This window comes from Acinetobacter sp. NIPH 1852 (genome assembly GCF_022549455.1).
GTDB lineage: Bacteria > Pseudomonadota > Gammaproteobacteria > Pseudomonadales > Moraxellaceae > Acinetobacter.
In genome coordinates this window covers 29659-54585 of sequence record NZ_JAKZGG010000005.1, presented here as the reverse complement: position 1 = coordinate 54585, position 24927 = coordinate 29659, and the positions used below count along the sequence as shown (strand labels likewise).

The window sequence follows — 24927 nt, the reverse complement described above, 5'->3', positions numbered from 1 at the left end:
AAAAATTATTGATTCTAGTTAAGTGTTTTATTTGAAAAGTGGCATGAATTTGGCAGTGGTTTTTCCGTCATGGAAATGATTCTTCCATCTTTGTTATTTTTATGAATGGTAAAAAATAATCAATTTTTAAATTTTATTAGAAATATCATTTGATTAAACAAAGATGCTCGAATCGTTGAGTGATTGGGTGCTATTCGAAAGATTAGCGTTTACTGAAAAACGATGATGTGAGCACTGAGTTGAAGTCTAAATTTTCTAGCGTTGCTTTGTTTTCAACCATTATTGCATTTGCCTCAATTGGATATGCCAAAACACCAGCACAAGCGGACAAAGTCCTGCGAATTGCTTTTGAAGCCCCCGATGATGGTTTTGATATGGTTAAAACTTTCAATTTCTATAGTGGGAATGTTGCTGATGTTATTTTTGAAAGGTTACTCCAATATGATTATTTGGCTAGTCCAGTAAAACTTGTGCCATCAACGGCAGAAGGCATGCCCATTATTCAAGAAAATGGCAAAGTTTATATTTTTAAAATAAAACCAGAGATTTATTTTACCAATGATCCTGCATTCAAAGGCAAGCGCAGAGAGTTGGTTGCAGAGGATTATGTTTATTCGATTAAACGTATTTTAGATCCTAAAAATCACTCCTCATCATTTGCTTTTATCGATCATAAAATTGTCGGTGCAAATGTGTTGGTTGATCAAGCGAGGAAGTCTGGTCGATTTGATTATGATGCACCGATTGAGGGAATCAAGGCATTAGATCGTTATACGATTCAATTCACACTGACACAACCTGATTATAACTTTCCTTATATTTTGGCATATAGCACTTTTGGTGCAGTTGCTCGTGAAGTGGTTGAATATTATAAAGACCGTTTGGGTATGCATCCTGTTGGTACAGGTCCATATATGCTCAGCAAGTATGTTCCTCGTAGCAAAATAGAGTTGGTCGCAAATCCTGATTATCGTGGTTTTGTCTGGAATTATAAATCAACGGGAACGGCTTGGGATAATCAGCTTGTCAAAGAAATGACGGGCAAAAAAATGCCACAAATTGGCAAGGTGAACATCAGTATTATCGAAGAAGAACAGTCACGTTGGTTAGCCTTTAAATCCAAGCAACTTGATTTTGATAAGTTAACTTCAAGCTCAGTTCCCAAAGTATTGGATCAAAATAATCAATTAAAAGCTGAGGTGAAACAGCAAGGTATTCTCCTTTATCCAAATAAAGAAGCTGAAATCACTTATACCATGCTGAATATGCGTGATCCGATCATAGGTGGAAAGAGCTTAGATAAAGTCGCATTAAGACGTGCCATAGCGATGTCTTTTAATTTGGATGAATATATCCGCATTTTACGAAAAGGGCAGGCAGTCAAAGCCGAAATGTTGGTTCCCGCAGGTGTAAATGGGCATAACCCAAATTATCGTAGCAGCATTGGTTACAACCCTGTTCTCGCAAATAAACTGCTGGATTATTTTGGATATAAAAAAGCTGCGGATGGTTATCGTACTTTACCCAATGGCAACGCTTTAACTTTAAAAATTAATACAGAAAGCGGCTCTGCTTCAGTTATGTATTCTGAGTTGTGGAAGAAAAACTTAGATGCGATTGGCATCCGAGCAGAATTTAAAGTCAGTAATTTTGCCGATAATTTAAAGGCGGCAACTCAATGTCAATACATGATATGGGGCGGTGCATGGCATGCCGATTATCCAGAAGGAGAGAATTTCACCCAATTGCTTTATGGACCTAACGTTGGGCGCGCGAATCAATCTTGTTATCAGTCAGCAGCTTATGATCGTTTATATAAACAAGCGATGCAGCACGCGCCAGAACAGCGTATGCCTTTTTATGAAAAAATGAGCCGACAAATCGAAGCAGATCATCCTTTTATTCTTCAAGACACCCGCATAAGAAACTGGGTCATTCAGCCCCATGTGCAAGGCTTCAAAGCCCATCCAATCATGAATACCAACTGGCAATATCTAGATATTGCTTCACCGCGTCAAAAATAAGTGATGAGTTCAAGATGAAGCAAAATTTTAAACTTTCGTTAACACGCTATGGTTTGGCAATTTGTGTTGGACTCACGGCAACGCTTTCAACTTCACTGCTTGCTGCCAAAAGCCCAGCCGATCCCAATAAAGTATTGCGTTATGTCTTTCCCGTCGCAGAAACAGGTTTTGATCCTGCAGGTGTACACGACTTATATTCTGCGCATGTGAATGGTTCTATTTTTGAGACCTTATTTACCTATGATTATTTGGCTTCACCTGCAAAATTAGTGCCTCGAACAGCAATTGGTTTACCAGAGGTTAGTGCAGATGGTTTGACCTATACCATTCGAATCCAGAAAGGTATTTATTTTGTTGATGACCCAGCATTTAAGGGAAAAAAGCGTGAACTAAGCTCGGCTGATTATGCTTATACCTTTAAGCGCTTGCTCGATCCAAACTTGCGTTCACCCAACAGTTGGTTGCTGGATGGGCGTATTGCGGGAATGGATGCAGTGCTGAAGCAAGCACAAAAAACAGGAAAATTTAATTACGATCTACCTGTTGTCGGCTTACAGACACCAGATCGCTATACCTTGGTGATTCAACTGACCAGTCCTGATCAAAACTTCCCGATGATCTTGGCGCATCAACCTGCTGGTGCAGTTGCTAGAGAGGTGATCGAAAAGTATCGAAACAAAGCTGGTTTTGCCATGGGACATCCTGTGGGCACAGGTCCTTATATGTTGGCTCGTTGGACACCGGGGTCACGCATTATTTTAAAAGCCAATCCCGACTTCCGAAGTTTTGTTTGGAACTTTAAAGCGAGTTCTGCTGAAGACCAGAAAATAGTTCAAGCCATGCAAGGCAAACAAATGCCGCAAATTGGTGTCATCGATATCCAAGTGATGGAAGAAGGACAGTCACGTTGGCTGTCCTTTAGTAAGGATGAGGTGGACTTATTTCAGCTCGATGGTGAGTTGACCGTTCAAGCTTTGCAGAATGGTGAGTTGAAACCTGAATTGGTAAAAAAAGGTGTGCAACTATCTCGTATCGTTGATCCATCCATTGACTATCACTATTGGAATATGAAAAACCCAATTGTGGGTGGGTTGAGTAAAGAAAAAATTGCACTCCGCCGTGCCATGGCGATGGCTTTTTCTGCCGACAGTTATATCAATATTTTGCAAAAAGGGGATGCCCAAAAATTACAAGCACTGATCCCCGATGGTGTAGTCGGCTACGACCCTGATTATAGAAGTAGTATTCCATATTCAGTCAAAGCCGCCAATCTATTGCTTGATCGTTATAACTACAAGGTGAGTGCAAATGGTTGGCGAACGCTGCCGAATGGAAAGCCGCTTGTAATTGATATGACGATCTCTGGAAATAGCCTAAGAAGTCAGCAACAAGCGGAGTTTTGGAAAAAAATTCTGGATAGTCTCAAGATCCAAATGACCACCAAATCTTTGCCATTTTCAGAAGCACTGAAGTTAGAAAAACAATGCAAAACCATGTTCAAAACATCTGCTTGGATTGCGGACTATCCTGATGCAGATAATTTTATGCAGCTTTTTTATGGCAAGAACGTTCATGTGAGTAACAACAGTTGTGCCGAAATTCCTGAATTTGACCGCCTATACGAACAAACCCAGAAGCTGCCACCTAGTCCAGAACGTGATGCCTTATACCGAAAAATGTCACGTGTCTTGGAAGTCTATATGCCCGTACAGGTGATCGGTGCTCGTTATCGAAACATCTTGGCCCAACCTCGTGTGATTGGTTTTAAAAAGCATCCGATTCTTCCTGCGGAATGGATGTACATCGACATTGATATGAAGAAATAGAAATAAAGAACTGGAGTCATCATGAAATTCAATACCTTTAAATCAACCACCTTATGTTTATTGATGATGGGCGTCAGCCAGTTGGCAATCGCTGAAACGACAAAGCGTCAGACATTGCCAACATTTCAGGCCCAAGACATTGCAACAATGTGCGATGCCAAAATGAATGAGGTGAAAAAACAGCTAAAGTCTGTAGAAATGTTGCGCTTAAAACAAGATGCACCTGCAGCCCCCGTTTTAGCGAAATGGGATCGCATCTTTGCAGAATTTGAAGATTTTTATGGGCCGATTGGTTTATATGGCAACGTTTATCCCGATGAAACTGTACGCAACGCGGCAGAGGATTGTGAGGTTAAAATTACGCAGTTCCAAACCGATATTTTCCAAAATCCCAAGCTCTATCAGCAGTTTAAAAAACTAAAGCCATCTGATGCAATAGACAGCAAATTTCAGCAAGACATTTTGGATAATTTTGAAGAAAAAGGCATTCTGCTGACCACCAACAAGCAAAAACGTTTGAAAGAGATTTTGGATGAACTCGCAACGGTTGAGCAGGTCTATGCCAGAAATGTACGTGAAAATCCGCAGAAATTAGAGTTTAGTGCCGCTGAGTTAAAAGGTTTACCGCAAAGCTATATTGATGCTTTAAGCAAAAATGATAAAGGTCATTATTTATTGGGTTTTGAATACCCTGAATACCGTCCTTTTATGCAGCTTGCGGAGAATGATGATGCACGTAAGCGCTACCAAATTGCTTTTAGTCGTCGTGGTGGAGAAAAGAATTTAGCATTGCTGAAGCAAGCGATCGATTTACGCTATGCCTTAGCGCAGCTTTTTGGAAAATCGAGTTATGCTGAATGGGCTTTACAAAAGCGGATGGCAAAGACACCAGAGGCAGTCAATCAATTTCTAGCAGAAGTTCATGCAACAGTCGCGCCCTTAGAACAAAAAGAAGTTCAAACCTTAGGCGAGTTCAAAGCAAAAAGCTTAAATATTCCATTACAACAAGCCAAGATCGAGCGTTGGAGCGAGGAATATTGGAGTGAAAAACTCCGTCAAGGCAAATATCAAATTGATCAGGAAAAGTTGCGGGAATTTTTTCCTACACAAGCAACGCAAGATTGGTTATTTGCTATTTCATCTGATTTATATGGGATTGAATTTAAGCCAGTAAATGTAGAAGTTTGGCAAGACGAAGTTGAGTATTACGATGTGGTCGACGCGAAAACAAAGCAATTAATTGGCGGCTTGTACATGGATAAATTTCCACGCGAAGGCAAGTATGGTCATGCTGCGGTTTGGAGTGTTTTCGGACGGAGTCGTTTAACTGAACGTAAGCCAATCTCAGCATTGGTCACCAATTTTAATCGCAAGGGGCTGAACAGTGACGAGTTGGAAACCTTCGTACATGAGTTTGGACATGCTTTGCATGGCATTTTGTCAGATACGCGTTATGCATCACAAGCTGGGACGAGTGTAGAGCGTGACTTTGTTGAAGCGCCGTCACAAATGTATGAAGAGTGGGCGAGACGTAAAGAAACCCTGTCAAAAGTCGCAGATTATTGCAAACCAGCTTGTCCACGTGTCGATGATGCCTTGATCGAAAAATTAAATGCTGTGCATGGTTATGGGCGTGGTCTGCATTATGCGCGTCAAACATTATACGCCCAGTACGATATGGCACTACATGGTGTTGATGCTTTGAAGGTACAACCGCTTGATCTATGGGGAAAAATGGAAGGTGCAACGGCATTGGGTTATGTACCCACGACACAATTTCCAGGTCAGTTTGGGCACATTATGGGCGGTTATCAAAGCAGCTATTATGGCTATATGTGGTCTGAGGTCATGGCCTTGGATATGTTGTCAGCCTTTGGCAATAACTTGAACAATGCCGAGGTTGGACAGCGTTATCGCGAAACCATTTTATCTCAAGGTAGCCAAAAACCTGCACAAACATTGGTTGAAACGTTTCTTGGACGTAAACCCAATAACACTGCATTTTTCAATGAAATTTCAGGTCAACGAATTAAATAAGGGGCATCTTTATGCTGGCATATATTGTACGTCGCATATGGCAGATGATCCCAACCATGCTGGGTGTCGTGCTGCTGATCTTTTTCTTGTTCAATTGGGTGGGTGGGGATCCTGCTTATATCTTGGCAGGCAAAATGTCGAATCCAGAGCAAATTGAAAATATTCGTCAGCAGCTCGGGGTTGATCAGCCTTACTATGTGCAACTCTGGATTTTTATTCAGCAAATTTTAACCTTTGATTATGGCGTGAGTTGGAGTACCGGTGAGTCCGTCTCCCAGATTATTACGACACGTTTAGGGCCATCGCTGACCATCTTGATTCCACTGACCATTTTACAAACGATTATTTCGATCATTTTGGCTTTGGCGGTTGCCTCAGTACGAGGCAGTTTGACTGATCGGATGGTGATGATGTTATGCACCATCGGTATGTCGATCAGTATTTTGGTTTATATCATTGTTTTCCAATATTTCTTTGCTTATCAATTGGGTTGGTTTCCAGTGCAAGGCTGGAGCGATAGTTTTAGTGAAAACTTATTTAAATATGCGCTACTGCCAATTTTGATCATGCTGGTGGTGAGTATTGCACCAACACTCAGACTCTATCGCAGCTTTATTTTGGATGAAGTCAATCAGGATTATGTCCGTACCGCACGCGCCAAAGGCGTGGGTGAACATCGCATCTTTGGTGTGCATGTATTACGAAATGCATCCATCCCGATCGTGACCGATGTGATGGCAACCTTGCCTGCATTACTGATCGGTGCATTTTTAATTGAACGCTTTTTTGGTATTCCAGGTATTGGTCGCGAAGTCATTATTGCGGTGGAGCGGAGTGATTTTCCCGTCATTAAAGCGATTACTGTGTACATCGCTGCTGCGACCATGTGTTTTAACTTAATAGCTGATCTGATTTATAAATTAATCGATCCGCGCGTACAGTTGAAGTAGGTGCAATATGCTGAATATATTATTCAAAAGAAAGGCATCTGCTCAGTCTGACGCAACTTCGTCTGGGCTATGGCAGTTGGCTGTACAGCGCTTAAAAGCAGATCGTATTGCAATGGTTTCGCTATTGGTCGTGCTGAGTTATCTCATCGTCTTGGTTTTGTCGGTAACAGGTGTGGTTGCATCGAATTGGAATAAAGAGGTTGCGGTGAGTTATGCACCACCTACTTTTATCGGTGCTGATGTTGAGGAACGGATTACTGAGAAAAAATCAGAACCATTGCAAGCTTTACCTGAAAACCCTGTTGATCCTTTAAAAGAGATTATTCGTGAATTGAATATTCAAATTGCGAATGAGCAGATCACCGAAACTGCAATTGATTACTATGGGGTGACAGATCCTTTAGCAGCAGATATGCAAGCCATTGATCAGCAATTGGGTGAGCATTTACTCGATCACAATCAAGAATTAAAAACCACGCTCGCTTTTGGTGCTGATAAGTGGGGGCAAGATATATTACTCAAAACCATTAAAGGTGCCGAAACATCGATCCTCGTTGGATTGCTATCTGCTTTATTGGCAGTGGTGATTGGTACGGGTTTAGGGGCGATTGCAGGCTATTTTGGTGGTTGGGTCGATGATGTACTGAACTGGTTTTACAATATTTTTACCTCAATTCCTTATCTGTTATTGGTATTAGCCGTTGCGGCGGTTCTTCAACAAAAAGGGGTACTTTCGATTGTACTCATTTTAGGTTTAACGGGCTGGACAGGCGTGTTTCGCTTGATTCGTGCTGAATATATGAAGCACAAATCTCGTGAATATGTACTGGCTGCTAAGGCGATTGGTGTCAGCCATTCGCGCCGTATGTTTGTGCATATTTTTCCCAATGTCAGTCATATTGCTTTAGTGCAAATTTCTATTCTTGTGGTGGCATTTATCAAATCTGAAGTGATTCTGAGCTTCCTTGGTTTTGGCGTTCCAGTGGGTGTGGTGTCTTGGGGAAGCATGTTGAATGAAGCACAAACTGAGTTAATTCTAGGCAAATGGTGGCAATTGGCAGCGGCATCGATCGCCATGGCAGTGTTAGTCACGGCATTTTCAATGTTCACCGATGCATTGCGTGATGCATTAGACCCGAAACTGAAATAGCGGAGTGAAATGAGATGATACCTAATAATGAAACACTGCTATTAAATGTAGAAAATCTTCGCGTTAGTTTTAAAGGTGAGGATAAACAGTGGATTGAAACAGTCAAAGGGATTTCATTTTCGATTCCTAAAAATAAGACTGTTGCCTTGGTGGGTGAGTCTGGAAGTGGTAAGTCAGTCACTTCGCTTGCAGTCATGGGCTTGCTACCCAAAGGACAAAGCCAAGTCGCTGAGCAAAGTAAAATTATCTTTGAAGGTAAAGATTTACTCAATCTCTCTGCGAAAGAGATTCGGGGTATTTGTGGCAAAGACATTGCCATGATTTTCCAAGAGCCAATGTCATCGTTGAATCCTGTGTTTACAGTAGGGGATCAAATTGCTGAAGTGCTTCGTATTCACCTTGGCATGGGGAGAAAGCAGGCAAGAATCCGTGTTTTGGAATTATTGAATGAGGTTGGGATTCCTTCACCTGAGAGCAAAATTGATGCCTATCCAAGTCAGCTTTCGGGAGGTCAGCAACAACGTATTATGATCGCGATGGCGATCGCTTGTGAACCAAAGCTCTTGATTGCCGATGAACCGACGACTGCTTTGGATGTAACGATTCAAAAGCAAATTATTGATTTGCTCGAATCTTTACGTCAGCGTCATGAAATGTCGATGTTATTTATCACCCATGACTTAGCTTTGGTCGGTGAAATTGCTGATGAAGTGATTGTGATGCGACATGGTGAAATTCGAGAAAGTGGTGATGTGAAACAAGTGCTTGAACAACCTAATGATGTTTATACACGTGCGCTTTTGCATTGTCGTCCTCAACTTTCATCGCGTCCATATCGCTTACCTGTCACCAGCGATTTTATGAAACAGGAAAATGGACAACTGGTTGAAGCGATTAATCTGTCCACCCTTCATCTTCAAGAACGAACAAGAGGGCTTACAGGTCTAGAGAAAATCGTGCTGGAGGTTAAAGACTTGAAGAAGTCTTTTTATAGCCGTAAAGGTTTATGGGGACATGAGGAGTTTCAGGCGGTAAAAGGTGTCTCTTTCCAACTAGCAAAAGGTAAAACTTTGGGATTGGTGGGAGAGTCTGGTTCAGGAAAAACCACGATTGGCTTATTGTTGATGCGTTTACATGAAGCCACGGGCGGGCAAGTATTGATTGATGGGAAAGATATTCTTTCTATGACGGAGAAAGAATTTTCGCTCTACCAGAGGAAGATACAAATCATCTTTCAAAATCCATACGCCTCGCTTAATCCGCGCTTTACCATTGGGCAGATTTTACTTGAGCCAATGCGTATTCATGGGATCGGTGAAAATGATGCGGAACGTAAAAAAATCGCATTAGCACTTTTAGAGAAAGTCAGTTTGCCTGATCAAGCTTATGATCGTTATCCACATGAGTTTTCAGGTGGTCAGCGTCAACGCATTGCGATTGCACGTTGTTTGACATTAAAACCTGAGATTTTGATCTGTGATGAGTCGGTATCTGCGCTTGATGTATCAGTGCAGGCACAGGTGTTGAACTTATTGCAAGATTTACAGGATGAGTTTGGTTTGAGTTATATTTTTATTTCACACGATTTATCGGTTGTAAAATATATTTCGGATCAAGTGATGGTGATGAATCATGGAGAGATCGTTGAAATTGCGGATTCAGATGAGCTGTATTTACATCCTCAACATGAATACACTCAAAAACTGCTGAATGCAATTCCACAAGGCATCATATCTAATCGCTAGCAGTGATATAAAAAAACGCTCAAATTTGAGCGTTTTTTTATCAAGGTAAAGTCTTAAAACTTCTTAAAGCCTTTACTGATACCAAGAGGTTTGCGGTCACTGGTATTTTGATTTTTAGAATTGCTGTTCGGGCGTTGTTCTGGTTGTTCATCATCACGACGTTGTTGACGTAAATAACCACCACGACGTGCAGCCATTGGTTTTTCAATCATTCTGTCACTACGACGTTTGGCCATACCAAATAAACCAGTGCCTTGACGTGGTTTCAATTCAACAGATTTTGCAAGATTATCGATATCGCCTTTATCCAATTCCATCCAGCGACCTGTACGCAATTCGCGCGGTAAAATCACTGTGCCGTAACGGGTACGCAGTAGGCGACTAACTTTTAAACTTTGTGTTTCAAAAATACGGCGCACTTCACGGTTACGACCTTCTTTGACCACAACTTGATACCAACGGTTGATCCCATCACCACCAATGTCAGTGAATGATTCAAATTTGGCAGGGCCATCTTCAAGCTCTACACCTTTGAGCATATTGTTGCGAATCTGCGGTGTCACTTCACCCATGACACGTACCGCATATTCACGCTCAATTTCATTGGATGGATGCATTAAACGATTGGCAAGCTCACCATCATTGGTAAATAACAATAAACCAGTACTGTTAATATCCAGACGACCGACCATGACCCAACGATCATTGGCAATTTGTGGTAACTGTTCAAAAACAGTTGGGCGATTCTCAGGATCATTGCGTGAACAAATTTCGCCTTCAGGTTTGTAGTAAACCAAAACACGACGACGGATTTCATCTTCAATTTGGAATTGGACTTTACGACCATCAATACGCAGTTCATCCGTCGGTTCAATTCGTTCACCGACCTGTGCAATACGACCATTGATGCTGACACGACCAGCAGCAATAACTTCTTCCATATAGCGACGTGAGCCTAGCCCAACCCTCGCTAACACCTTTTGTAATTTTTCACTCATGACAGCACAACCTTAGACATAATGATCAACAGTTCACCTTATCAAGACTTCGGCGCATGTGCGTCGAGTGTCATGAATGCTTCCTTGGCGTTCTGTAGGGGAGGCAGTTGACCTAGCGAGGCTAGACCAAATGCATTTAAAAATTGGGGCGTTGTAACTAACAACGCAGGTCTTCCAGGTAAATCTCTGAAACCAGCTTCTTTGATCCAGTTCCAGTCAAAAAGCGTTCTTAAAATCTGACTATTATTTGATACGCCACGAATTTGTTCAATATCGGCACGTGTGACGGGTTGATGATACGCAATCACTGCTACTGTTTCGAGTAGTGAGGGTGACAATTTGGTTGGGCGTTCTGGCCAAACCTGCGCAATAATATTCCGATATTTGGCTCGGACTTGAAAACGAAACCCTTGTACCGTTTCAATCAACTCAATGGAGCGACCATGTTGTAACATAGCCAATTGTTGCAAAAACTGACGTAACTGTTGCTTATTATATTGGTTTTGAAATGCTTCTTTTAGTCGTGCAAGTGAGACTGGAGAGTCACTGGCGAATAAAATTGCTTCAATTTGCAATAAAACATCATGATGAATGTCTTCAAGCGACATACCTTCATTTGAGTCCAATTGATCTAAACTCATGCTGCAACGCCTTGAACAGTTAACGGAGCTTCAATTCCACTATGAATAATGTGAATTTTTTGCTGACGCGTGAGTTCAAGCACCGCCATAAAGGTCACAACCATCCCCATGCGACCTTGTTGTGGGTTGAGTAATTCAATAAAACTCAATGCCTCACCAGATGCAAGTTGGTTTTGGATAAAGGCAATACGTTCTTCGAGTAAAACAGGTTCTTGAGCCACAACATGCGTTATTGGCTCAGGACGGTTAAACACACAGAATATCGCATCGCGTAAAGCCTCGACATCATAACCTTCGTAAATGGGTGCAATATGACCAATACTGACATTTGCGCTAAAGGTATCGCGTTCAAAGATCGGCATTTGACCTAATCTTTCAGCAGCTTGTTTTATGCGTAAATAGGTTTCTAAACGATCGATCAGCTCTTGTTTAGGATCTTTTTCAAATTGATCAACAACCGTGGCTTTCGGCAATAATAAACGTGATTTTAAATCAGCAAGCAGAGCCGCCATCACCATATAATCTGCCGTCAGTTCAATATTCAACGACTTCATGCTATCCATATAGCTAAGATACTGAGTCGCAATCGGTGCAATATCTATGTGTAACAGATCAAAGCCATTTTTTTGAATCAGATAAATGAGAAAGTCCAAAGGCCCTTCAAATTGTTCCAATAAGATTTCGAATGCAGCAGGCGGTATATACAAATCTTCAGGTATGGTGTCATGCCACTCGTCAAGCACACGAATGGAAGGAGTTAACTCCAGAGAGGAAGATAGGATTTGATTCATTACCGTTATAAGCCACGCGAATTTTCAAAAGCATGAAGGGATCGTTTTTGTGATCAAGGGATGACACATACTACTAAGAGCACGGCTATTCTAATCGAAATAGCAAATTTAATAAATTACTCACTTACAAAAACCTTAAAGTTCTCAGGGTATTTTCTAGATTTATGCAAAATTATAGAGAGGCAGTAAAAAATTATGCTTAAATTAGCGACGAAAACCTCATTTTCTTTAAATGATAAATTATTATGAAACGTTATTTTAGCACGCAACAAAATCAACTTGGGCAAAAAATTGGCCTTTCAATTGAAAATTATGTACCTGCTCGGTCAATTGTCGGTGATTTAAATGGACAATACGTTAACTTGATCGATATTGCTGGTGGCGTGTCCGACCAAGCCCTCAGTCAAATGTGGACGTGTGTTTCAACAGAACCGAATGATGGATGTTGGACTTACCTGCCTTATTCGGCACCACAGAGCCAAGACGTTATAAAAGATGCTTTGCACAATTCATTTAATTTTAAGGATTCCATCCATTTTTTGATCGAAATCGATGGCGATGTACAGGGCTGGATCGCGTTATTAAATCCAAGACTTGAACATGGCGCGATTGAAATCGGTAATGTTTACTTTTCACATAAGATGAAAAAATCAAAAGCATCGACAGAAACCATATTTTTATTATTACAACAATGTTTTAAACAGGGTTTTAGACGTGTGGAATGGAAATGTGACGATTTCAATGCACCATCAAAAGCAGCTGCATTGCGTTTTGGGTTCCAGTATGAAGGTCTATTTCGTCAGGATCGGATTGTAAAAGGTCGAAATCGCAACACAGCTTGGTTTTCGATTCTTGATGAAGAATGGTCAGCTTTGGAACAAGTTTATCAACAATGGTTAAGCCCTGAAAATTTTGATGACCAGGGTTTTCAGAAACAGCGATTGTCTGATTTTATGATTGACTAAAAATGTAAGTGCTTACTCAAAAGCACTCACATCCCCAATCCCACGACGGATAACTTCTGGATTTTCACCTGATAAATCCACAATACTTGTGGTTGCTAACATTCCAAAACCGCCATCGATAAACACATCAATACGTTTGCCGAGCTGATTTTCAATATCAAATGGGTCATCTAAAGGATCTGTTTGATTCGGTAAGATCAAGGTACTGGTGAGTAAAGGTTCATCTAACTCTTTTAATAATGCTTGAGCAATTGGATTACTTGGAATACGCAGACCAATGGTTTTTTTCTTCGGGTGCATTAAACGTTTAGGTACTTCACTTGTTGCTGGCAAAATAAAAGTGGTGACAGCAGGTGTATTATTTTTAAGCAAACGATACATTGCATTATCAACTTTGGCATAAGTTGCAATGTCCGATAAATCACAGCACATGATGGCATATTGATGTTTTGGACCTAAACCACGAATTTGAGCAATACGTTCCATCGCACTTTTATTACCAATCTGGCAACCAATGGCATAGGCCGCATCAGTTGGATAGACCACAACGTCACCAGCACGAATACGGTCAACGGCTTGAGTGATTAAGCGAGCCTGTGGATTTTCAGGATGAATATGTAAATGCAACATTATTATAACTCCCTGATCTATGTGGCTGAATTTAGTATGAAACTTGTTGTGGGCATGTTGCAAGAGTTTGATGTGATAATTTTGTCATTTAATCAAGGTATTCACGTTTAAATTCATTGAGTTGTAATGGTGATCCATTGCGTGTGCAAAGACATATGCAATAAATAAAATGCGCAGCATCACGAGGTAGCTTTGCTTCACCAGAAAAATACCGTTGTACTTGAGCAAACACATGATCTTTAAACTGTCGTCCATTTCCGCTGTCGCCCGTTAAGTTATCTAAAGACACACGAAATTTTCGACCAAAGGCAGTTGCAAATAACCATTCAATCGCTTGTGGTTTGATTTCAACTTGTTCAAATAAGCTTTGTTGTTCAGCACTTCGACCATCAGGTGCATACCAATATCCAAGGTCTGGAAGTAAACGGCGTTTTTCACCTGCGATCGTCCAATGGCTGATTTCATGCAGGGCACTATTAAAGAAACCATGCGCAAATTGGATTCTTGCAGCTTGTTGCAAAGTTGCTGGGAAATACTCTGGTTCAAAATCACCTTTGACTAAAGTGACATTATGGTGGGAAAACCAAGAATTAAAGTGTAAAATAAGCCAATCGACCTGCTCTGATTCTGTCGTTAACTTTTGCCAAGATAAATGTTGCACTTGATCTGGCATTAACGCAGCAGTAGTGGTTGAATGGGTGCGAATGAGTAATGAAGTTGTTACTTCAAGTTGCGGCTGCAACAGGTGCATTGCTTGATTTACCCTAAGTTCTGTCAAAAGAAGTGCAAAATTGTATCTTAATCTTTGACAGAGTACCGATGAATTTGTAAAATCGCGCTCTTAATTATGTCAGCAAATACTTTTCCAAGCCAAATCGAGCCATTTAAATGGGCTGAACAGGGCTTTACATGGTCAGGAACACTGCCATTGTCTCGCTTTGCTCGTATTGCTCGAGAAGCTGTTGGTTCAATTGATGATCAATTGATCAACATAGACTGTAAGCTATCAATGGATATCTATCATCGTATTATATGGTTAGATGGAAATATTGAAACCAAAGTTCCAATGGAATGCCAACGTTGTTTGGGAACTGTTGAAATTGAATTGGTTTCAGACTTTCATTTAGCTTTGATTGATGATGAGTCACTGATAGAGCGATTGGATGAGGATGCTGATTTCATCGTTTTAGGTGAAAGTGAATCTTCGAAAAAAGGTGATTTTGATACACCTGCATCGATCAATTTACTCGCATTACTAGAAGATGAACTGTTACTGTTGATGCCTTTATCTCCTAAACATGATGTTTGTGAGCATAAGCATCGACCTGCCACTCAGGATGATGTCGAAGAAAAGCGGGATAACCCGTTTGATGTTTTGGCTGGCCTGAAGGGTAAACTTAGCTCATAATTTATGTTATAATGTTGAGTTAAGACAACCGAATTTGTTCTGATCCATTTTTTCGATCTTTGTAAGGAGCCATCATGGCCGTTCAGCAAAACCGTAAAAGTCGCTCTCGCCGTGACATGCGCCGTTCACATGACGCTTTAACCGAGAATGCATTATCTGTAGACCAAACTACGGGTGAAACTCATCGTCGTCACCACGTGACTAAAGATGGTGTTTACCGTGGTCGTCAATTATTCGCTAAAGCAGCTGATGCTGAATAATTGAATCATATGCATTAAGCGATAGCTTAAAGTATAAAAAAAATGGGAGCGAAAGCTCCCTTTTTTGTTGTTTTTCGCAATTATAAAAAGATTTAATCAATGTTAAATTGCCGCATCGCTAAAGAGTCTATCGTCATTCTCATGTAGAATCATGAGTGTTGATGAAATTGGCAATAGACTAATTTAAGGATTTTTATATGTCGACTAAACGACTTGAGCAGGCAGCTCAAGCAACAAAAACAGCATTTGTTTTTCCGGGTCAAGGCTCGCAAAAAGTAGGTATGTTGGCTGAACTTGCAGAGCAGTTCAGTGTTGTTCAGGACACCTTTGCTGAGGCATCGGAAGCGCTTGGTTTTGACCTTTGGCAGATTGCTCAAAGTGGTGAAGGTTTAGATCAAACTGAAAATACTCAGCCTGTGTTACTCACTGCAAGTATTGCGTTGTGGCGTGTCTGGTTAGAGTTAGGTGGTATCGTACCGAAATACTTGGCTGGACACTCTTTAGGAGAATACAGCGCGTTAGTTGCAGCTGAAGCAATGACGCTGGGCGATGCAGTGAAATTGGTCAATTTACGCGGTAAATTGATGCAAAGTGCTGTTCCTCAAGGTGAAGGCGCAATGGCTGCAATCCTTGGTTTGGCTGATGACAAAGTTGTTGAGCTTTGCCAGCAAGTCTCTGCGGCAGGTCAAGGTTCAGTTGAAGCTGCAAATTACAATGCGCAAGGTCAAGTCGTGATTGCGGGGAGTACTGCGTTGGTTCAGCAAGTCATGGCTGAGGCAAAAGCGCAGTCTGGTAAAGCCATCGCATTGCCTGTTTCTGTCCCTTCACATTGTTCATTGATGAGATCAGCAGCAGAACAGTTTGCTGACGCTTTGGAACAAACTGCCATTGAGCTACCCCACCTTCCTGTAATACAAAATGTCAACGCGGAAATCGCTACGGATGTTGCTCAATTGCGTCAGGCACTCACTGCCCAATTGTACCAATCGGTACAATGGACACGTACCATGCAATATCTACAAGATCAGGGTATTCAGTATGTGGTCGAATGTGGGCCGGGTACAGTACTTAGTAATCTTGCCAAGCGATTACCGAACATAGAAAAAGCATTTGCCATTGATAGCAAAGCACGTATGGAAGATGCCCTAAACGCAGTGTTAGTGGCAGAAGGAAAAATTGCATGACACAACAACGAAAAGTTGCGTTAGTGACAGGAGCAAGCCGAGGTATTGGCGCAGCAATTGCACAGCAACTCATTCAAGACGGTTTTTTTGTCGTTGGTACCGCGACTTCTGAATCAGGCGCGCAAAAACTGACAGACAGTTTTGCTGAGCATGGAACAGGTGCGGTACTTGATGTTCGTAATGGCGAGGCAATTGATACACTTGTTTCGCATATCGAGCAGCAATATGGTTCGGTTCTGGTATTGGTCAACAATGCTGGGATTACCAAAGATAATTTGTTATTGCGTATGTCTGAAGATGATTGGGATGACATTCTCAATATTCACTTGAAAGCGGTTTACCGTTTATCTAAGCGAGTATTGAAAGGCATGACCAAAGCACGCTTTGGACGCATTATTAACATCAGTTCTGTGGTTGCACATTTTGCTAACCCAGGACAAGCCAATTACTCAGCCGCGAAAGCAGGGATTGAAGCATTCAGTCGTAGCTTAGCGAAAGAGATGGGGAGTCGTCAGATTACGGTAAACAGTGTAGCACCTGGTTTTATCGCAACTGAAATGACTGATCAGTTAAGCGAAGATGTTCGTAAAAAAATGATCGATCAAGTAGCTTTAAATCGTCTAGGTCAACCCCAAGATATTGCAAATGCAGTGAGTTTCCTTGCAAGCGATAATGCTAGTTACATTACTGGTACAGTTTTACACGTAAATGGTGGTTTATACATGGCCTAAGTGGCGACGTATAAACTTTTAAAAATTTTAATATTCAATTAAACTAGTGGCAAATTAAAACGCCACAAGCAATGAGGAGAATTCCTGTGAGCGATATCGAACAACGCATCAAGCAAGCTGTAGCTGAACAATTAGGTATGCGTGCTGAAGAAATCAAAAACGAAGCATCTTTCATGGATGACTTAGGTGCTGATTCTTTGGATTTGGTTGAACTTGTTATGTCTTTTGAAAATGACTTTGACATCACCATTCCAGATGAAGATTCAAATGAAATCACAACAGTTCAATCTGCAATTGATTATGTAAGCAAAAAACTTGCTTAATCATCTTGCATGATCGAAAGCCACCGTAAGGTGGCTTTTTTATGGGTGAAAATAAGAAATTCCAAATATACTGAGTGTTGTTTTAGAGAATATACATATATTTACAAGACCTATTTAAATTGAAACTCGAGCAATTCTTTTTTTCTGTATAACTAGAAATTAGGTCAACTTTGACCAAGCATCATTAATAATTACAGAGGAAATAACAATGGGTCTTTTTGATTTTGTTAAAGGTATTGGCAAGAAAAATACTGCGCCAGCAGAACCACAAGCTGCGCCAGCATCACCAGCTGAGCCGTCAGCTCAGGAAGTAGCAAATAAATTATTGGGTTTGATTAAAAGCTTAGGTTTAGGTGTTGATGGTCTATCAGTTACTTATAATGGTGCGACAGATACCGCTGTGATTAAAGGGCAGGTAAAGAGCCAAGCGGATAAAGAAAAAATTGTACTTGCTGTAGGGAATATTGATCATGTTGCACAAGTTGATGATCAAATGACGGTTGAAACAGCAGAACCAGAAAGCAAGTTCTATACGGTAAAATCAGGCGATAACTTGTCTAAGATTTCTAAAGAGTATTATGGTGATCCAAACCAGTACAATAAAATTTTTGAAGCGAATAAACCATTGTTGAAAAATGCAGATGATATTTTCCCAGGTCAGGTGTTACGTATTCCACAATAATTTACTTGATCCTAAAAAAGGCGCATTAAGCGCCTTTTTTGATGGTGAATAGAAAGTGTTAAAAATATATGTTTAGTTCACTTCGCACAGACTCGACGTGGACTGATATACACACTTAAAAACTATAGGTCATTCCGAGTTTAACTGTTCGAGGTTGACCTGGATAAACATAGCGGTTGAATGCACTATCATCATATTTTTTATTAAAGATATTTTTAATATCGAAACTGAAACGTATGTCCGATGACAGATTGTAATAAGAAATAAAGTCCGTAGTCGCATAACTTCCCATGCTGTATGTGTTATTTGCAGTTTGTCCTTTTCGGCTGGCAATATAGCGTTGGTTTAAGCCTAAACCTAAACCATTTAATGCATCTGATTGAAACTCATAAATACTTAATAGATTGAATGAATCTTTAGGAATATTAGCTAAACGTGTTCCTTTGGTTAAGCTATTATCTTTGCTCACCGCAGCATCGGTATAGGCATAATTTCCAATAATTTTCCATTCTGGGGTGAGATTTCCGACCAAACTGAGATCAAAGCCTTTACTTGTGACTTCGCCTGCGGCAACGCTTTTTGTTGAATCCACTGGATCTAATGTCAGCACATTCTCTTTTTTGACATAATAAATTGCATTTTCAAATGAAAGTTTATGATCAAGAAGAGCGTATTTTGAACCAATTTCATAAGAAATACCTTCTTCAGGATTAAAGCCTTGATTGTTTCGATCTGCGCCTGCGTTTGGTTTAAATGATTTACTGATGTTGCTATAAAGCGTGAATTGATCGGTCAAATCATAGGTAAATCCAATACGAGGTATGACGGTATTGTGATCAGTTGACCATGAAGAATGATTTATAAAATTGGTATAATCCTGTTCGTAATGTTCAAAACGTAAACCAATCAAAGTATTGAGTCGATCTGTTAAGCGAATTTGATCTTGAACATAGAAAGCTTTGCTACGCAGTTGTTCATGATCATGTGTGGTGACGTTGACTAATTCAGGTAGTGGCTGAGTACGATCGGGATGATGAATATTTAAGTCAAATGGTGCAGTGGAGCGAATAATATAGGAACGGTAGTCATAATCTTCAAATTCTATTCCAGATACTAGCGTATGTTCTAGGTTAAACAGATTAAACTCACCGACAAGGCTTGCTTGAATATTTTTGTCATTCCAATCTAAATTTCGCCAATTATAATTTCGAGTAATGATTTCGCCATGACTATTGGCTTTTACACCATTTGCTTCAACGGCATAACCATGCAAATTTCCATCTAAATATTGCGTACCAACATTCAACTTCCATGCATCATTGAGACGATGTTCAACGCGTAATTGGAACATATCATTGTCGTTATAGAGTCGATTTCGATTTTTTCCAGATTCCCACCAATATTCTTTGGGATCAAAAGATTGTTTTTGTTGACCGTCATAGCGAGTGAAACCACGATCTAAAGCATGTTGGTTGCGTAGGAAATCTGCTTCAAAGATAACCTTGGTATTCTCTGAAGGCGTCCATTGAATAACGGGTGCAATGTTCCAGCGTTTTGAGTCAACATGTTCCCGAAAAGTATCTCCATTTTCACCCATTAAATTTAAACGGTAGCTGACACTGTTATCTGGAGTCAAAGAGCCAGTGGTATCCACTGTACTACGATAGAGTCCTTCATCATCGATACTCAAACCGAGTACTGTTTTTCGTTCGGCGAGGGGTACTTTACTCACCACGTTAAAAGTACCTCCTGGATCACCACGACCATACAGGCTTGATGAAGCACCTCTTAAAACTTCTACGCGCTCGATGGTTGAGCTATCAGGTGCATTGGGATAACCGCGGTTAATTGGAAAGCCATTTCTATAATATTCGCCGCTAGTAAAGCCTCGAGATGTGAAAGTGGTTAGCCCTTGTCCACCAAAGTTATTTGCTCGTCCAAGTCCCGCGACATCAAGTGCTTCGGATAAGCGGGTTGCTTGGATATCTTCAAGTACTGCTTTATTGACCACAGTTACAGCTTGTGGCGTATCTTTAAGCAAAGTGGATGTGCGTGTCGCAGAACTTGCAGAATTGACCTTATATTCTTTTTCAGAATTTTCGACTGCTGTTGAGGCTTGAATCGTGATGGTTGGCAGTGTATTCACTTGATCATTTGCAAAGACAGTCATGGCACAGCTAAGCGGTAATAGGCTAGGTAGGAGGCGGTATTTCAGCATGAGGGATATAGTGAAAATTAAAATGATAATTATTATATTTTATAAGCAAGTTAAGGTTCTTGAATATTTTGCATATGTTTATAGGAGTTAATGATAAATTTTCATATAGCGTCTTAGATATGCCTAAAATAGTAGGGCATACTTAGTATTTTCTGAAAATACGATACTACTGATCTGCAAGATATTGAACCCGTTATCGATTTTTGTAAAAGTCTTGGCTTAATTTTTATGGATAAGCAAAGCGGTTTAAAACCGCTTTGGAATCTTTTGCCCATTCGGAACAGGTGTTTCGGCATGTTTTAACACACCAAATAACCATGTTTCTGCATGTTGAACTGCGATTTTGAGTGAATCACCTAAAGCTAATCGTCCCGCAATAAAACTTGCCAAAGAACAACCTGAACCATGATATTGTCCTTCTAGGCGAGGGCAATGGCTTTCTGCAATCATTTTACCATCGGCATACAGGACATTTCGGATATGATCGGGTGTGTCTTCATGCCCACCTTTGACCAGCACTGCTTTTGCACCCATTTCAAATAATTTTTGAGTGGCTTGCTCAATGTCATTTATACCCGTTAAGGCAGTTAATTCAACCGTATTTGGGGTAATCACTGTGGCTAAAGGAATCAGCTCAACAAAGGCTTTGACTAGCGTGGCTTGATCGCCTAGTGAACCGCCACTATTGGCGACGAGCACTGGATCGAGTACGTATTGGTAGTCGGTATGTTCACGTAAAAATTCAGCTAAAGCCGCAATATTATCGGTGGTACCGAGCATTCCAGATTTAACGCATTTAATTGGTAAATCACCAACCACGGCATTTGCTTGTGCAAGCAATAGTTCTTTTGATGTCGCTTCAAAACCAAAAACTTGTTGAGAGTTTTGAATGGTCAGCGCAGTACATGCAATCGCAGCATGTGCACCGCTTTGCCCAATTGCTTCAATATCGGCTTGTAAACCAGCACCGCCAGATGGATCTAAACCTGAAAAACAAAGTACGGTCGGACGCACTGCAATTTCCTTTTATGTTTTCATTTACGTTAGTATAGGGAAGTTTCGAGAAACTCTCGACTCCGTTGTGTAAGGCTTTAAGAGATTGGACGAATGACGATCAAAAATATACTGATTGATTTAGATGGGACTTTGACTGACCCGAAAACTGGGATTCATGGTTCAATTCGTTATGCGCTAGAAAAGCTCAATCAACCTTTGGCGAATGACGTTGATTTAGATTGGACCATTGGTCCACCACTGAAAGCATCTTTGGCAAAATTATTAGACACACAAGATGATGACTTGGCTGAGCAAGCGTTAGCTGCCTATCGTGAGCGTTTTTCGGTTACAGGTTTATTTGAAAATGAAGTCTATCCAACTGTAGAAGTCACTTTGCGACAGCTACAGGCACAGGGATATCGCTTATTTCTTGCAACAGCGAAGCCAACAGTTTATGCCAAACAAATTTTGGTTCATTTCCAGTTAGATCAATATTTTACTGGGATTTATGGGAGTGAGCTGACAGGTGAACGTACCAATAAAGCAGATTTAATTGCTTATATTCTTGAGAAAGAACAGTTGAATGCTCAGCAATGTATCATGGTGGGTGATCGTCAATATGATGTGATTGGTGCACGTGCAAATCAGATTGAAACCATTGCGGTGAATTATGGTTATGGTACGGTAGAAGAATTGATCCAAGCACAGCCAGTAACGCAGATTGCACAATTTAATGAATTGCTTGAGTGTGTAAATGAGATCAATGTTGAACGAAAAGTTTCATAAGCATTGAATAGGTAAATAGCCTCGATGATTCGAGGCTATTTTTTTAATTAAACATTATGCTTTAAGCGATATTGCACCAGTTCATCAATACTAATCACGGTTAAGTCATGTGTTTGTGCATACGCTAACACTTGAATACCTGAAGCCATCGAACCATCTGGATTGGTTAATTCACACAAGACACCTGAAGGTTTCAAGCCAGCTAAACGGGCTAGATCAATCGTTCCTTCGGTATGCCCACGACGTGTCAAAACACCACCATCACGTGCACGTAAAGGAAAAACATGACCGGGACGACTGAGATCACTGGCAACAGCACCAGCTTTAGTCGCTGCTAAAACTGTGGTAACACGGTCTTTCGCAGAAACACCTGTGGTCACACCTTGTGCCGCTTCTATCGTCACCGTAAAGGCTGTTTTGAACTGGCTTGAATTGTCCACAACCATCGGTGGAAGTTGCAAATGATCTGCCAATTCTTCAGTTAAGCAAAGACAGACAATCCCTGAACCATCACGGATCATTTGTGCCATGGTTTCGGTAGTCAATGTTTCGGATGCAACAATCAGATCCGCTTCATTTTCACGGTCAAAATCATCCATCACCAACACAGGTTTGCCTTGGCGGATATCATCTAAAGCTTGTTGAATACGTTGTTCAGCAGGGGAAAGGGCTGAAAAGAAAAGTTCGGGTTGAATTAAACTCGACATAATGAAACGCTCTCGTAAATAGGTTACGGTTGAACATTTCAGGACTGATGTAAAAATAAGCGCACACCAAAAAACCAAAGTTGTTTTGGTGGTTTCGTCTTCTTTCATCCGGACTATACCGTCGGCTTTGGCATTTCACCAAATCTGCGAGTACATAAGGGGCAATATGTCACTGACCCTCACGATACCAGCTCGTGGGCTGATTAGGTCATTGATGATCAAAGTCTAACTTACCACCGGTGGGGAATTTCACCCCGCCCTGAAGCGATGTGCTTTGATTATAGTCATATTTTGCGTGAAAAATATAACTTTTATAGAATGAATCGTTCTATAACAATCAAGAATAATGCTGAGACATGCTTCAAGATTTTCCATTAATCAGTGAAATTGGTAATAGAACTAAATTGAGCATAAACTCAAAATATAGAACAACAAGAAAGTGAGGCGATCGCCAATGGAAAAGGCAGTTCAAACAGATCTCGAGCAACTTGCGCAGCAAATACATCGACCCGTGATTAATCTAAAAGAGTTTTCCCATTTATCCACACAAGAGTTAGCTTGGTTAAATCAGCAATTGCAGCACACTGTGTTAGAAGAAAATCGAAAAATTAATCAGCGTTTATTTCAAGTCCCTTTTTTTCTACGCTTCCTGCTCAAAAGTAAAATAGAGAGGTAAGTGCAATGACGCGATTAGCTGTACATGCTGAGATTATAAAACTTGCACGAATCCTAAAGGTTTCGGAACAACAATTGCTTTTCTTGCAAAAAATATCACCAGAAAGTCTCAGACAGTTTCGCTTTGCAATCATTGAATTATTACAAGATCAGCAAAAAGCACGGTTTCGGCACTTGGCAACTTGGGTCAATTGGTTGCCAAATGGGTTAAATGTTTTCATGGTTAAACGATTTTTAGATCCGTTGATTGTGGCACAAATTGCCGTGCATCTATCCACTGAAAACTTATATCGGATTGCTAAAAAATTATCCGCCGAAACGCTTGCTGAAATCTCAGTTCATCTTGACCCACGATTAGCACGAGAATTATTGGTATTTCTAACGACGCATCAGATTATGGATATTGCACAGGTTCTTTTGCAACAACGTGACTTTGTGACCATGGGACGCTTCGTGAGTATGTTGTCGGATGAGGTGGTGCAAGATGTGGCTCAAATAGTTGAGCAAGAAAGTGATCTTTTAGAAATCGCTTTTTATATTGAATCTAGAGAGCGTATTGATCATTTGGTTCATGTATTACCGAAAGCACGTATAGAAAAGGCATTATTGATTATCTGTGATCCAGCGCAACGTTTGGTCTGGCCCAAACTTTTGGCATTAATGAGTCATATTGGTTATGAATTAAAACAAGAACTTGGTGATTTGGCTGTACAGCAGGGTGAAACGGTCATCAATGCCATTATTCAGGCGGCTCAAGAAGATCAACTTTGGGAGGATATGTTGCCCGTTGTCGCAGGCCTATCTGCTCAGGCTCAGCATTATGTTGCAAATTTACCTGCATTGCGCCAAGTCGACATTATTCAAAGCATCGTGGCTGCCGCAGATCATTGTCATTTATGGACGGACATGTTGGTGGTCGTGAACTATATGCAAGATCAAGCAAGAGAAGTGGTTGCAACAGCAATTGCACAAATTGATGAACAGGTTTTACATCACATTGCCTACGCCTCTTTGTTACGTTCGCAATGGGAAGTGACTTTCGATATCGTTGGGCGTATGCCGATAGAAAAGCAGCGACAATGTCGAAAAATTCTCAATGTTTATATGCAGCAATTGGATGCTGAAACTTATCAATATTTAGACGCTTTATTAGATCATTATCAGATTGATGTGCCTGCAGTACATTGAGTATGAAGTATT

Annotated in this window: 24 protein-coding genes and 1 riboswitch; of the genes, 16 read left to right on the top strand and 8 right to left on the bottom strand. The window is 40.7% G+C overall.

Translation table 11 applies throughout. From position 1 onward, the window contains the following. The first annotated feature begins 239 nt into the window (after positions 1–239). From MMO38_RS05635 to MMO38_RS05610, 6 genes are read left to right on the top strand one after another with little or no spacing between them, the layout of a single operon-like run. Positions 240–2024 (top strand): ABC transporter substrate-binding protein, encoded by a 1785-nt coding sequence (locus MMO38_RS05635; RefSeq protein ID WP_241322866.1) that lies wholly within the window; start codon positions 240–242, stop codon positions 2022–2024. Positions 2025–2038: 14 nt separating this feature from the next. Continuing rightward, positions 2039–3850 (top strand): ABC transporter substrate-binding protein, encoded by a 1812-nt coding sequence (locus MMO38_RS05630; protein WP_241322865.1) that lies wholly within the window; start codon positions 2039–2041, stop codon positions 3848–3850. Between the two features lie 21 nt (positions 3851–3871). Continuing rightward, positions 3872–5887, top strand: a complete 2016-nt coding sequence (locus tag MMO38_RS05625; protein WP_241322864.1) for a M3 family metallopeptidase — start codon at positions 3872–3874, stop codon at positions 5885–5887. Positions 5888–5898: 11 nt separating this feature from the next. Next, on the top strand, positions 5899–6837 hold the full coding sequence (locus tag MMO38_RS05620; RefSeq protein WP_004669991.1) for an ABC transporter permease: 939 nt from the start codon (positions 5899–5901) through the stop codon (positions 6835–6837). 7 nt (positions 6838–6844) lie between these two features. Next, positions 6845–7987, top strand: coding sequence for an ABC transporter permease (locus MMO38_RS05615; RefSeq protein ID WP_241322863.1), 1143 nt, complete (start codon positions 6845–6847; stop codon positions 7985–7987). A 14-nt stretch (positions 7988–8001) separates the two neighbouring features. Next, positions 8002–9732, top strand: a complete 1731-nt coding sequence (locus tag MMO38_RS05610) for an ABC transporter ATP-binding protein (RefSeq protein ID WP_241322862.1) — start codon at positions 8002–8004, stop codon at positions 9730–9732. Positions 9733–9785: 53 nt separating this feature from the next. On the opposite strand, the gene rluB is transcribed toward MMO38_RS05610, so the two are convergent. The 3 genes from rluB to MMO38_RS05595 are packed head-to-tail and all read right to left on the bottom strand — an operon-like array spanning position 9786 to position 12162. Beyond that, on the bottom strand, positions 9786–10730 hold the full coding sequence (rluB, locus tag MMO38_RS05605; protein ID WP_121930163.1) for a 23S rRNA pseudouridine(2605) synthase RluB: 945 nt from the start codon (positions 10728–10730) through the stop codon (positions 9786–9788). Between the two features lie 41 nt (positions 10731–10771). Then, the gene (scpB, locus tag MMO38_RS05600; RefSeq protein WP_121930164.1) at positions 10772–11371 is read right to left on the bottom strand and encodes an SMC-Scp complex subunit ScpB; all 600 of its coding nucleotides are present in this window, start codon (positions 11369–11371) and stop codon (positions 10772–10774) included. Then, positions 11368–12162: a segregation/condensation protein A gene (locus tag MMO38_RS05595; protein WP_241322861.1), complete on the bottom strand. Its 795-nt coding sequence runs from the start codon at positions 12160–12162 to the stop codon at positions 11368–11370. The genes scpB and MMO38_RS05595 overlap by 4 nt, the downstream gene beginning before the upstream one ends. 245 nt (positions 12163–12407) lie before the next feature. Between MMO38_RS05595 and MMO38_RS05590 the strand changes: the two genes are divergently transcribed. After that, positions 12408–13127 (top strand): GNAT family protein, encoded by a 720-nt coding sequence (locus MMO38_RS05590; RefSeq protein ID WP_241322860.1) that lies wholly within the window; start codon positions 12408–12410, stop codon positions 13125–13127. 12 nt (positions 13128–13139) lie between these two features. Here the strand turns inward: MMO38_RS05590 and MMO38_RS05585 are convergent, their stop codons facing one another. Then, on the bottom strand, positions 13140–13757 hold the full coding sequence (locus MMO38_RS05585) for an L-threonylcarbamoyladenylate synthase (RefSeq protein WP_004670005.1): 618 nt from the start codon (positions 13755–13757) through the stop codon (positions 13140–13142). An 88-nt stretch (positions 13758–13845) separates the two neighbouring features. Further along, complete coding sequence (locus tag MMO38_RS05580) at positions 13846–14508, bottom strand: elongation factor P hydroxylase (RefSeq protein WP_241322859.1); 663 nt, start codon at positions 14506–14508, stop codon at positions 13846–13848. Between the two features lie 96 nt (positions 14509–14604). Between MMO38_RS05580 and MMO38_RS05575 the strand changes: the two genes are divergently transcribed. The 6 genes from MMO38_RS05575 (at position 14605) to lysM (ending at position 18345) form a co-directional block, all read left to right on the top strand. Further along, positions 14605–15165 (top strand): YceD family protein, encoded by a 561-nt coding sequence (locus tag MMO38_RS05575; protein ID WP_241322858.1) that lies wholly within the window; start codon positions 14605–14607, stop codon positions 15163–15165. Positions 15166–15239: 74 nt separating this feature from the next. Continuing rightward, positions 15240–15425: a 50S ribosomal protein L32 gene (rpmF, locus tag MMO38_RS05570; RefSeq protein ID WP_004670013.1), complete on the top strand. Its 186-nt coding sequence runs from the start codon at positions 15240–15242 to the stop codon at positions 15423–15425. 197 nt (positions 15426–15622) lie between these two features. Continuing rightward, a complete protein-coding gene (gene fabD, locus MMO38_RS05565) occupies positions 15623–16609 on the top strand; it encodes an ACP S-malonyltransferase (RefSeq protein ID WP_241322857.1) in 987 nt (328 codons plus the stop codon). Next, complete coding sequence (gene fabG / locus MMO38_RS05560) at positions 16606–17340, top strand: 3-oxoacyl-ACP reductase FabG (protein WP_004670018.1); 735 nt, start codon at positions 16606–16608, stop codon at positions 17338–17340. Before fabD ends, fabG begins: the two co-directional genes overlap by 4 nt. An 86-nt stretch (positions 17341–17426) precedes the next feature. Further along, positions 17427–17663, top strand: coding sequence for an acyl carrier protein (gene acpP, locus MMO38_RS05555; RefSeq protein ID WP_004670020.1), 237 nt, complete (start codon positions 17427–17429; stop codon positions 17661–17663). 208 nt (positions 17664–17871) lie between these two features. Beyond that, complete coding sequence (gene lysM, locus MMO38_RS05550) at positions 17872–18345, top strand: peptidoglycan-binding protein LysM (RefSeq protein ID WP_005198127.1); 474 nt, start codon at positions 17872–17874, stop codon at positions 18343–18345. A gap of 115 nt (positions 18346–18460) precedes the next feature. Here the strand turns inward: lysM and MMO38_RS05545 are convergent, their stop codons facing one another. Beyond that, positions 18461–20515 carry a TonB-dependent receptor gene (locus MMO38_RS05545; protein ID WP_241322856.1) on the bottom strand — a complete coding sequence of 685 codons (2055 nt, stop codon included), beginning with the start codon at positions 20513–20515 and terminating at the stop codon, positions 18461–18463. Between the two features lie 294 nt (positions 20516–20809). After that, complete coding sequence (locus MMO38_RS05540) at positions 20810–21577, bottom strand: hydroxymethylpyrimidine/phosphomethylpyrimidine kinase (protein ID WP_241322855.1); 768 nt, start codon at positions 21575–21577, stop codon at positions 20810–20812. Between the two features lie 93 nt (positions 21578–21670). On the opposite strand from MMO38_RS05540, the gene MMO38_RS05535 reads away from it, so the two are divergent. Then, positions 21671–22345 (top strand): HAD-IA family hydrolase, encoded by a 675-nt coding sequence (locus MMO38_RS05535; protein WP_241322854.1) that lies wholly within the window; start codon positions 21671–21673, stop codon positions 22343–22345. Between the two features lie 47 nt (positions 22346–22392). Here the strand turns inward: MMO38_RS05535 and ribB are convergent, their stop codons facing one another. After that, a complete protein-coding gene (ribB, locus tag MMO38_RS05530; protein WP_241322944.1) occupies positions 22393–23052 on the bottom strand; it encodes a 3,4-dihydroxy-2-butanone-4-phosphate synthase in 660 nt (219 codons plus the stop codon). Positions 23053–23144: 92 nt separating this feature from the next. After that, positions 23145–23322, bottom strand: a riboswitch (FMN riboswitch). Positions 23323–23506: 184 nt separating this feature from the next. Between ribB and MMO38_RS05525 the strand changes: the two genes are divergently transcribed. Together MMO38_RS05525 and MMO38_RS05520 are read left to right on the top strand one after the other, a co-directional pair. Beyond that, a complete protein-coding gene (locus tag MMO38_RS05525) occupies positions 23507–23728 on the top strand; it encodes a hypothetical protein (RefSeq protein ID WP_241322853.1) in 222 nt (73 codons plus the stop codon). Between the two features lie 5 nt (positions 23729–23733). Beyond that, complete coding sequence (locus MMO38_RS05520) at positions 23734–24915, top strand: hypothetical protein (protein WP_241322852.1); 1182 nt, start codon at positions 23734–23736, stop codon at positions 24913–24915. Positions 24916–24927 lie beyond the last annotated feature (12 nt).

Coding starts and splice junctions, on each gene's coding strand:
- scpB (WP_121930164.1), bottom strand. CDS start 11,371: ATGAGTTTAGATCAATTGGACTCAAATGAAGGTATGTCGCTTGAAGAC.
- MMO38_RS05585 (WP_004670005.1), bottom strand. CDS start 13,757: ATGTTGCATTTACATATTCATCCTGAAAATCCACAGGCTCGCTTAATC.
- MMO38_RS05625 (WP_241322864.1), top strand. CDS start 3,872: ATGAAATTCAATACCTTTAAATCAACCACCTTATGTTTATTGATGATG.
- fabD (WP_241322857.1), top strand. CDS start 15,623: ATGTCGACTAAACGACTTGAGCAGGCAGCTCAAGCAACAAAAACAGCA.
- rpmF (WP_004670013.1), top strand. CDS start 15,240: ATGGCCGTTCAGCAAAACCGTAAAAGTCGCTCTCGCCGTGACATGCGC.
- ribB (WP_241322944.1), bottom strand. CDS start 23,052: ATGTCGAGTTTAATTCAACCCGAACTTTTCTTTTCAGCCCTTTCCCCT.
- rluB (WP_121930163.1), bottom strand. CDS start 10,730: ATGAGTGAAAAATTACAAAAGGTGTTAGCGAGGGTTGGGCTAGGCTCA.
- MMO38_RS05535 (WP_241322854.1), top strand. CDS start 21,671: ATGACGATCAAAAATATACTGATTGATTTAGATGGGACTTTGACTGAC.
- MMO38_RS05590 (WP_241322860.1), top strand. CDS start 12,408: ATGAAACGTTATTTTAGCACGCAACAAAATCAACTTGGGCAAAAAATT.
- MMO38_RS05525 (WP_241322853.1), top strand. CDS start 23,507: ATGGAAAAGGCAGTTCAAACAGATCTCGAGCAACTTGCGCAGCAAATA.
- MMO38_RS05520 (WP_241322852.1), top strand. CDS start 23,734: ATGACGCGATTAGCTGTACATGCTGAGATTATAAAACTTGCACGAATC.
- lysM (WP_005198127.1), top strand. CDS start 17,872: ATGGGTCTTTTTGATTTTGTTAAAGGTATTGGCAAGAAAAATACTGCG.
- MMO38_RS05545 (WP_241322856.1), bottom strand. CDS start 20,515: ATGACTGTCTTTGCAAATGATCAAGTGAATACACTGCCAACCATCACG.
- MMO38_RS05580 (WP_241322859.1), bottom strand. CDS start 14,508: ATGCACCTGTTGCAGCCGCAACTTGAAGTAACAACTTCATTACTCATT.
- MMO38_RS05595 (WP_241322861.1), bottom strand. CDS start 12,162: ATGAATCAAATCCTATCTTCCTCTCTGGAGTTAACTCCTTCCATTCGT.
- MMO38_RS05610 (WP_241322862.1), top strand. CDS start 8,002: ATGATACCTAATAATGAAACACTGCTATTAAATGTAGAAAATCTTCGC.
- MMO38_RS05575 (WP_241322858.1), top strand. CDS start 14,605: ATGTCAGCAAATACTTTTCCAAGCCAAATCGAGCCATTTAAATGGGCT.
- fabG (WP_004670018.1), top strand. CDS start 16,606: ATGACACAACAACGAAAAGTTGCGTTAGTGACAGGAGCAAGCCGAGGT.
- MMO38_RS05615 (WP_241322863.1), top strand. CDS start 6,845: ATGCTGAATATATTATTCAAAAGAAAGGCATCTGCTCAGTCTGACGCA.
- MMO38_RS05630 (WP_241322865.1), top strand. CDS start 2,039: ATGAAGCAAAATTTTAAACTTTCGTTAACACGCTATGGTTTGGCAATT.
- MMO38_RS05620 (WP_004669991.1), top strand. CDS start 5,899: ATGCTGGCATATATTGTACGTCGCATATGGCAGATGATCCCAACCATG.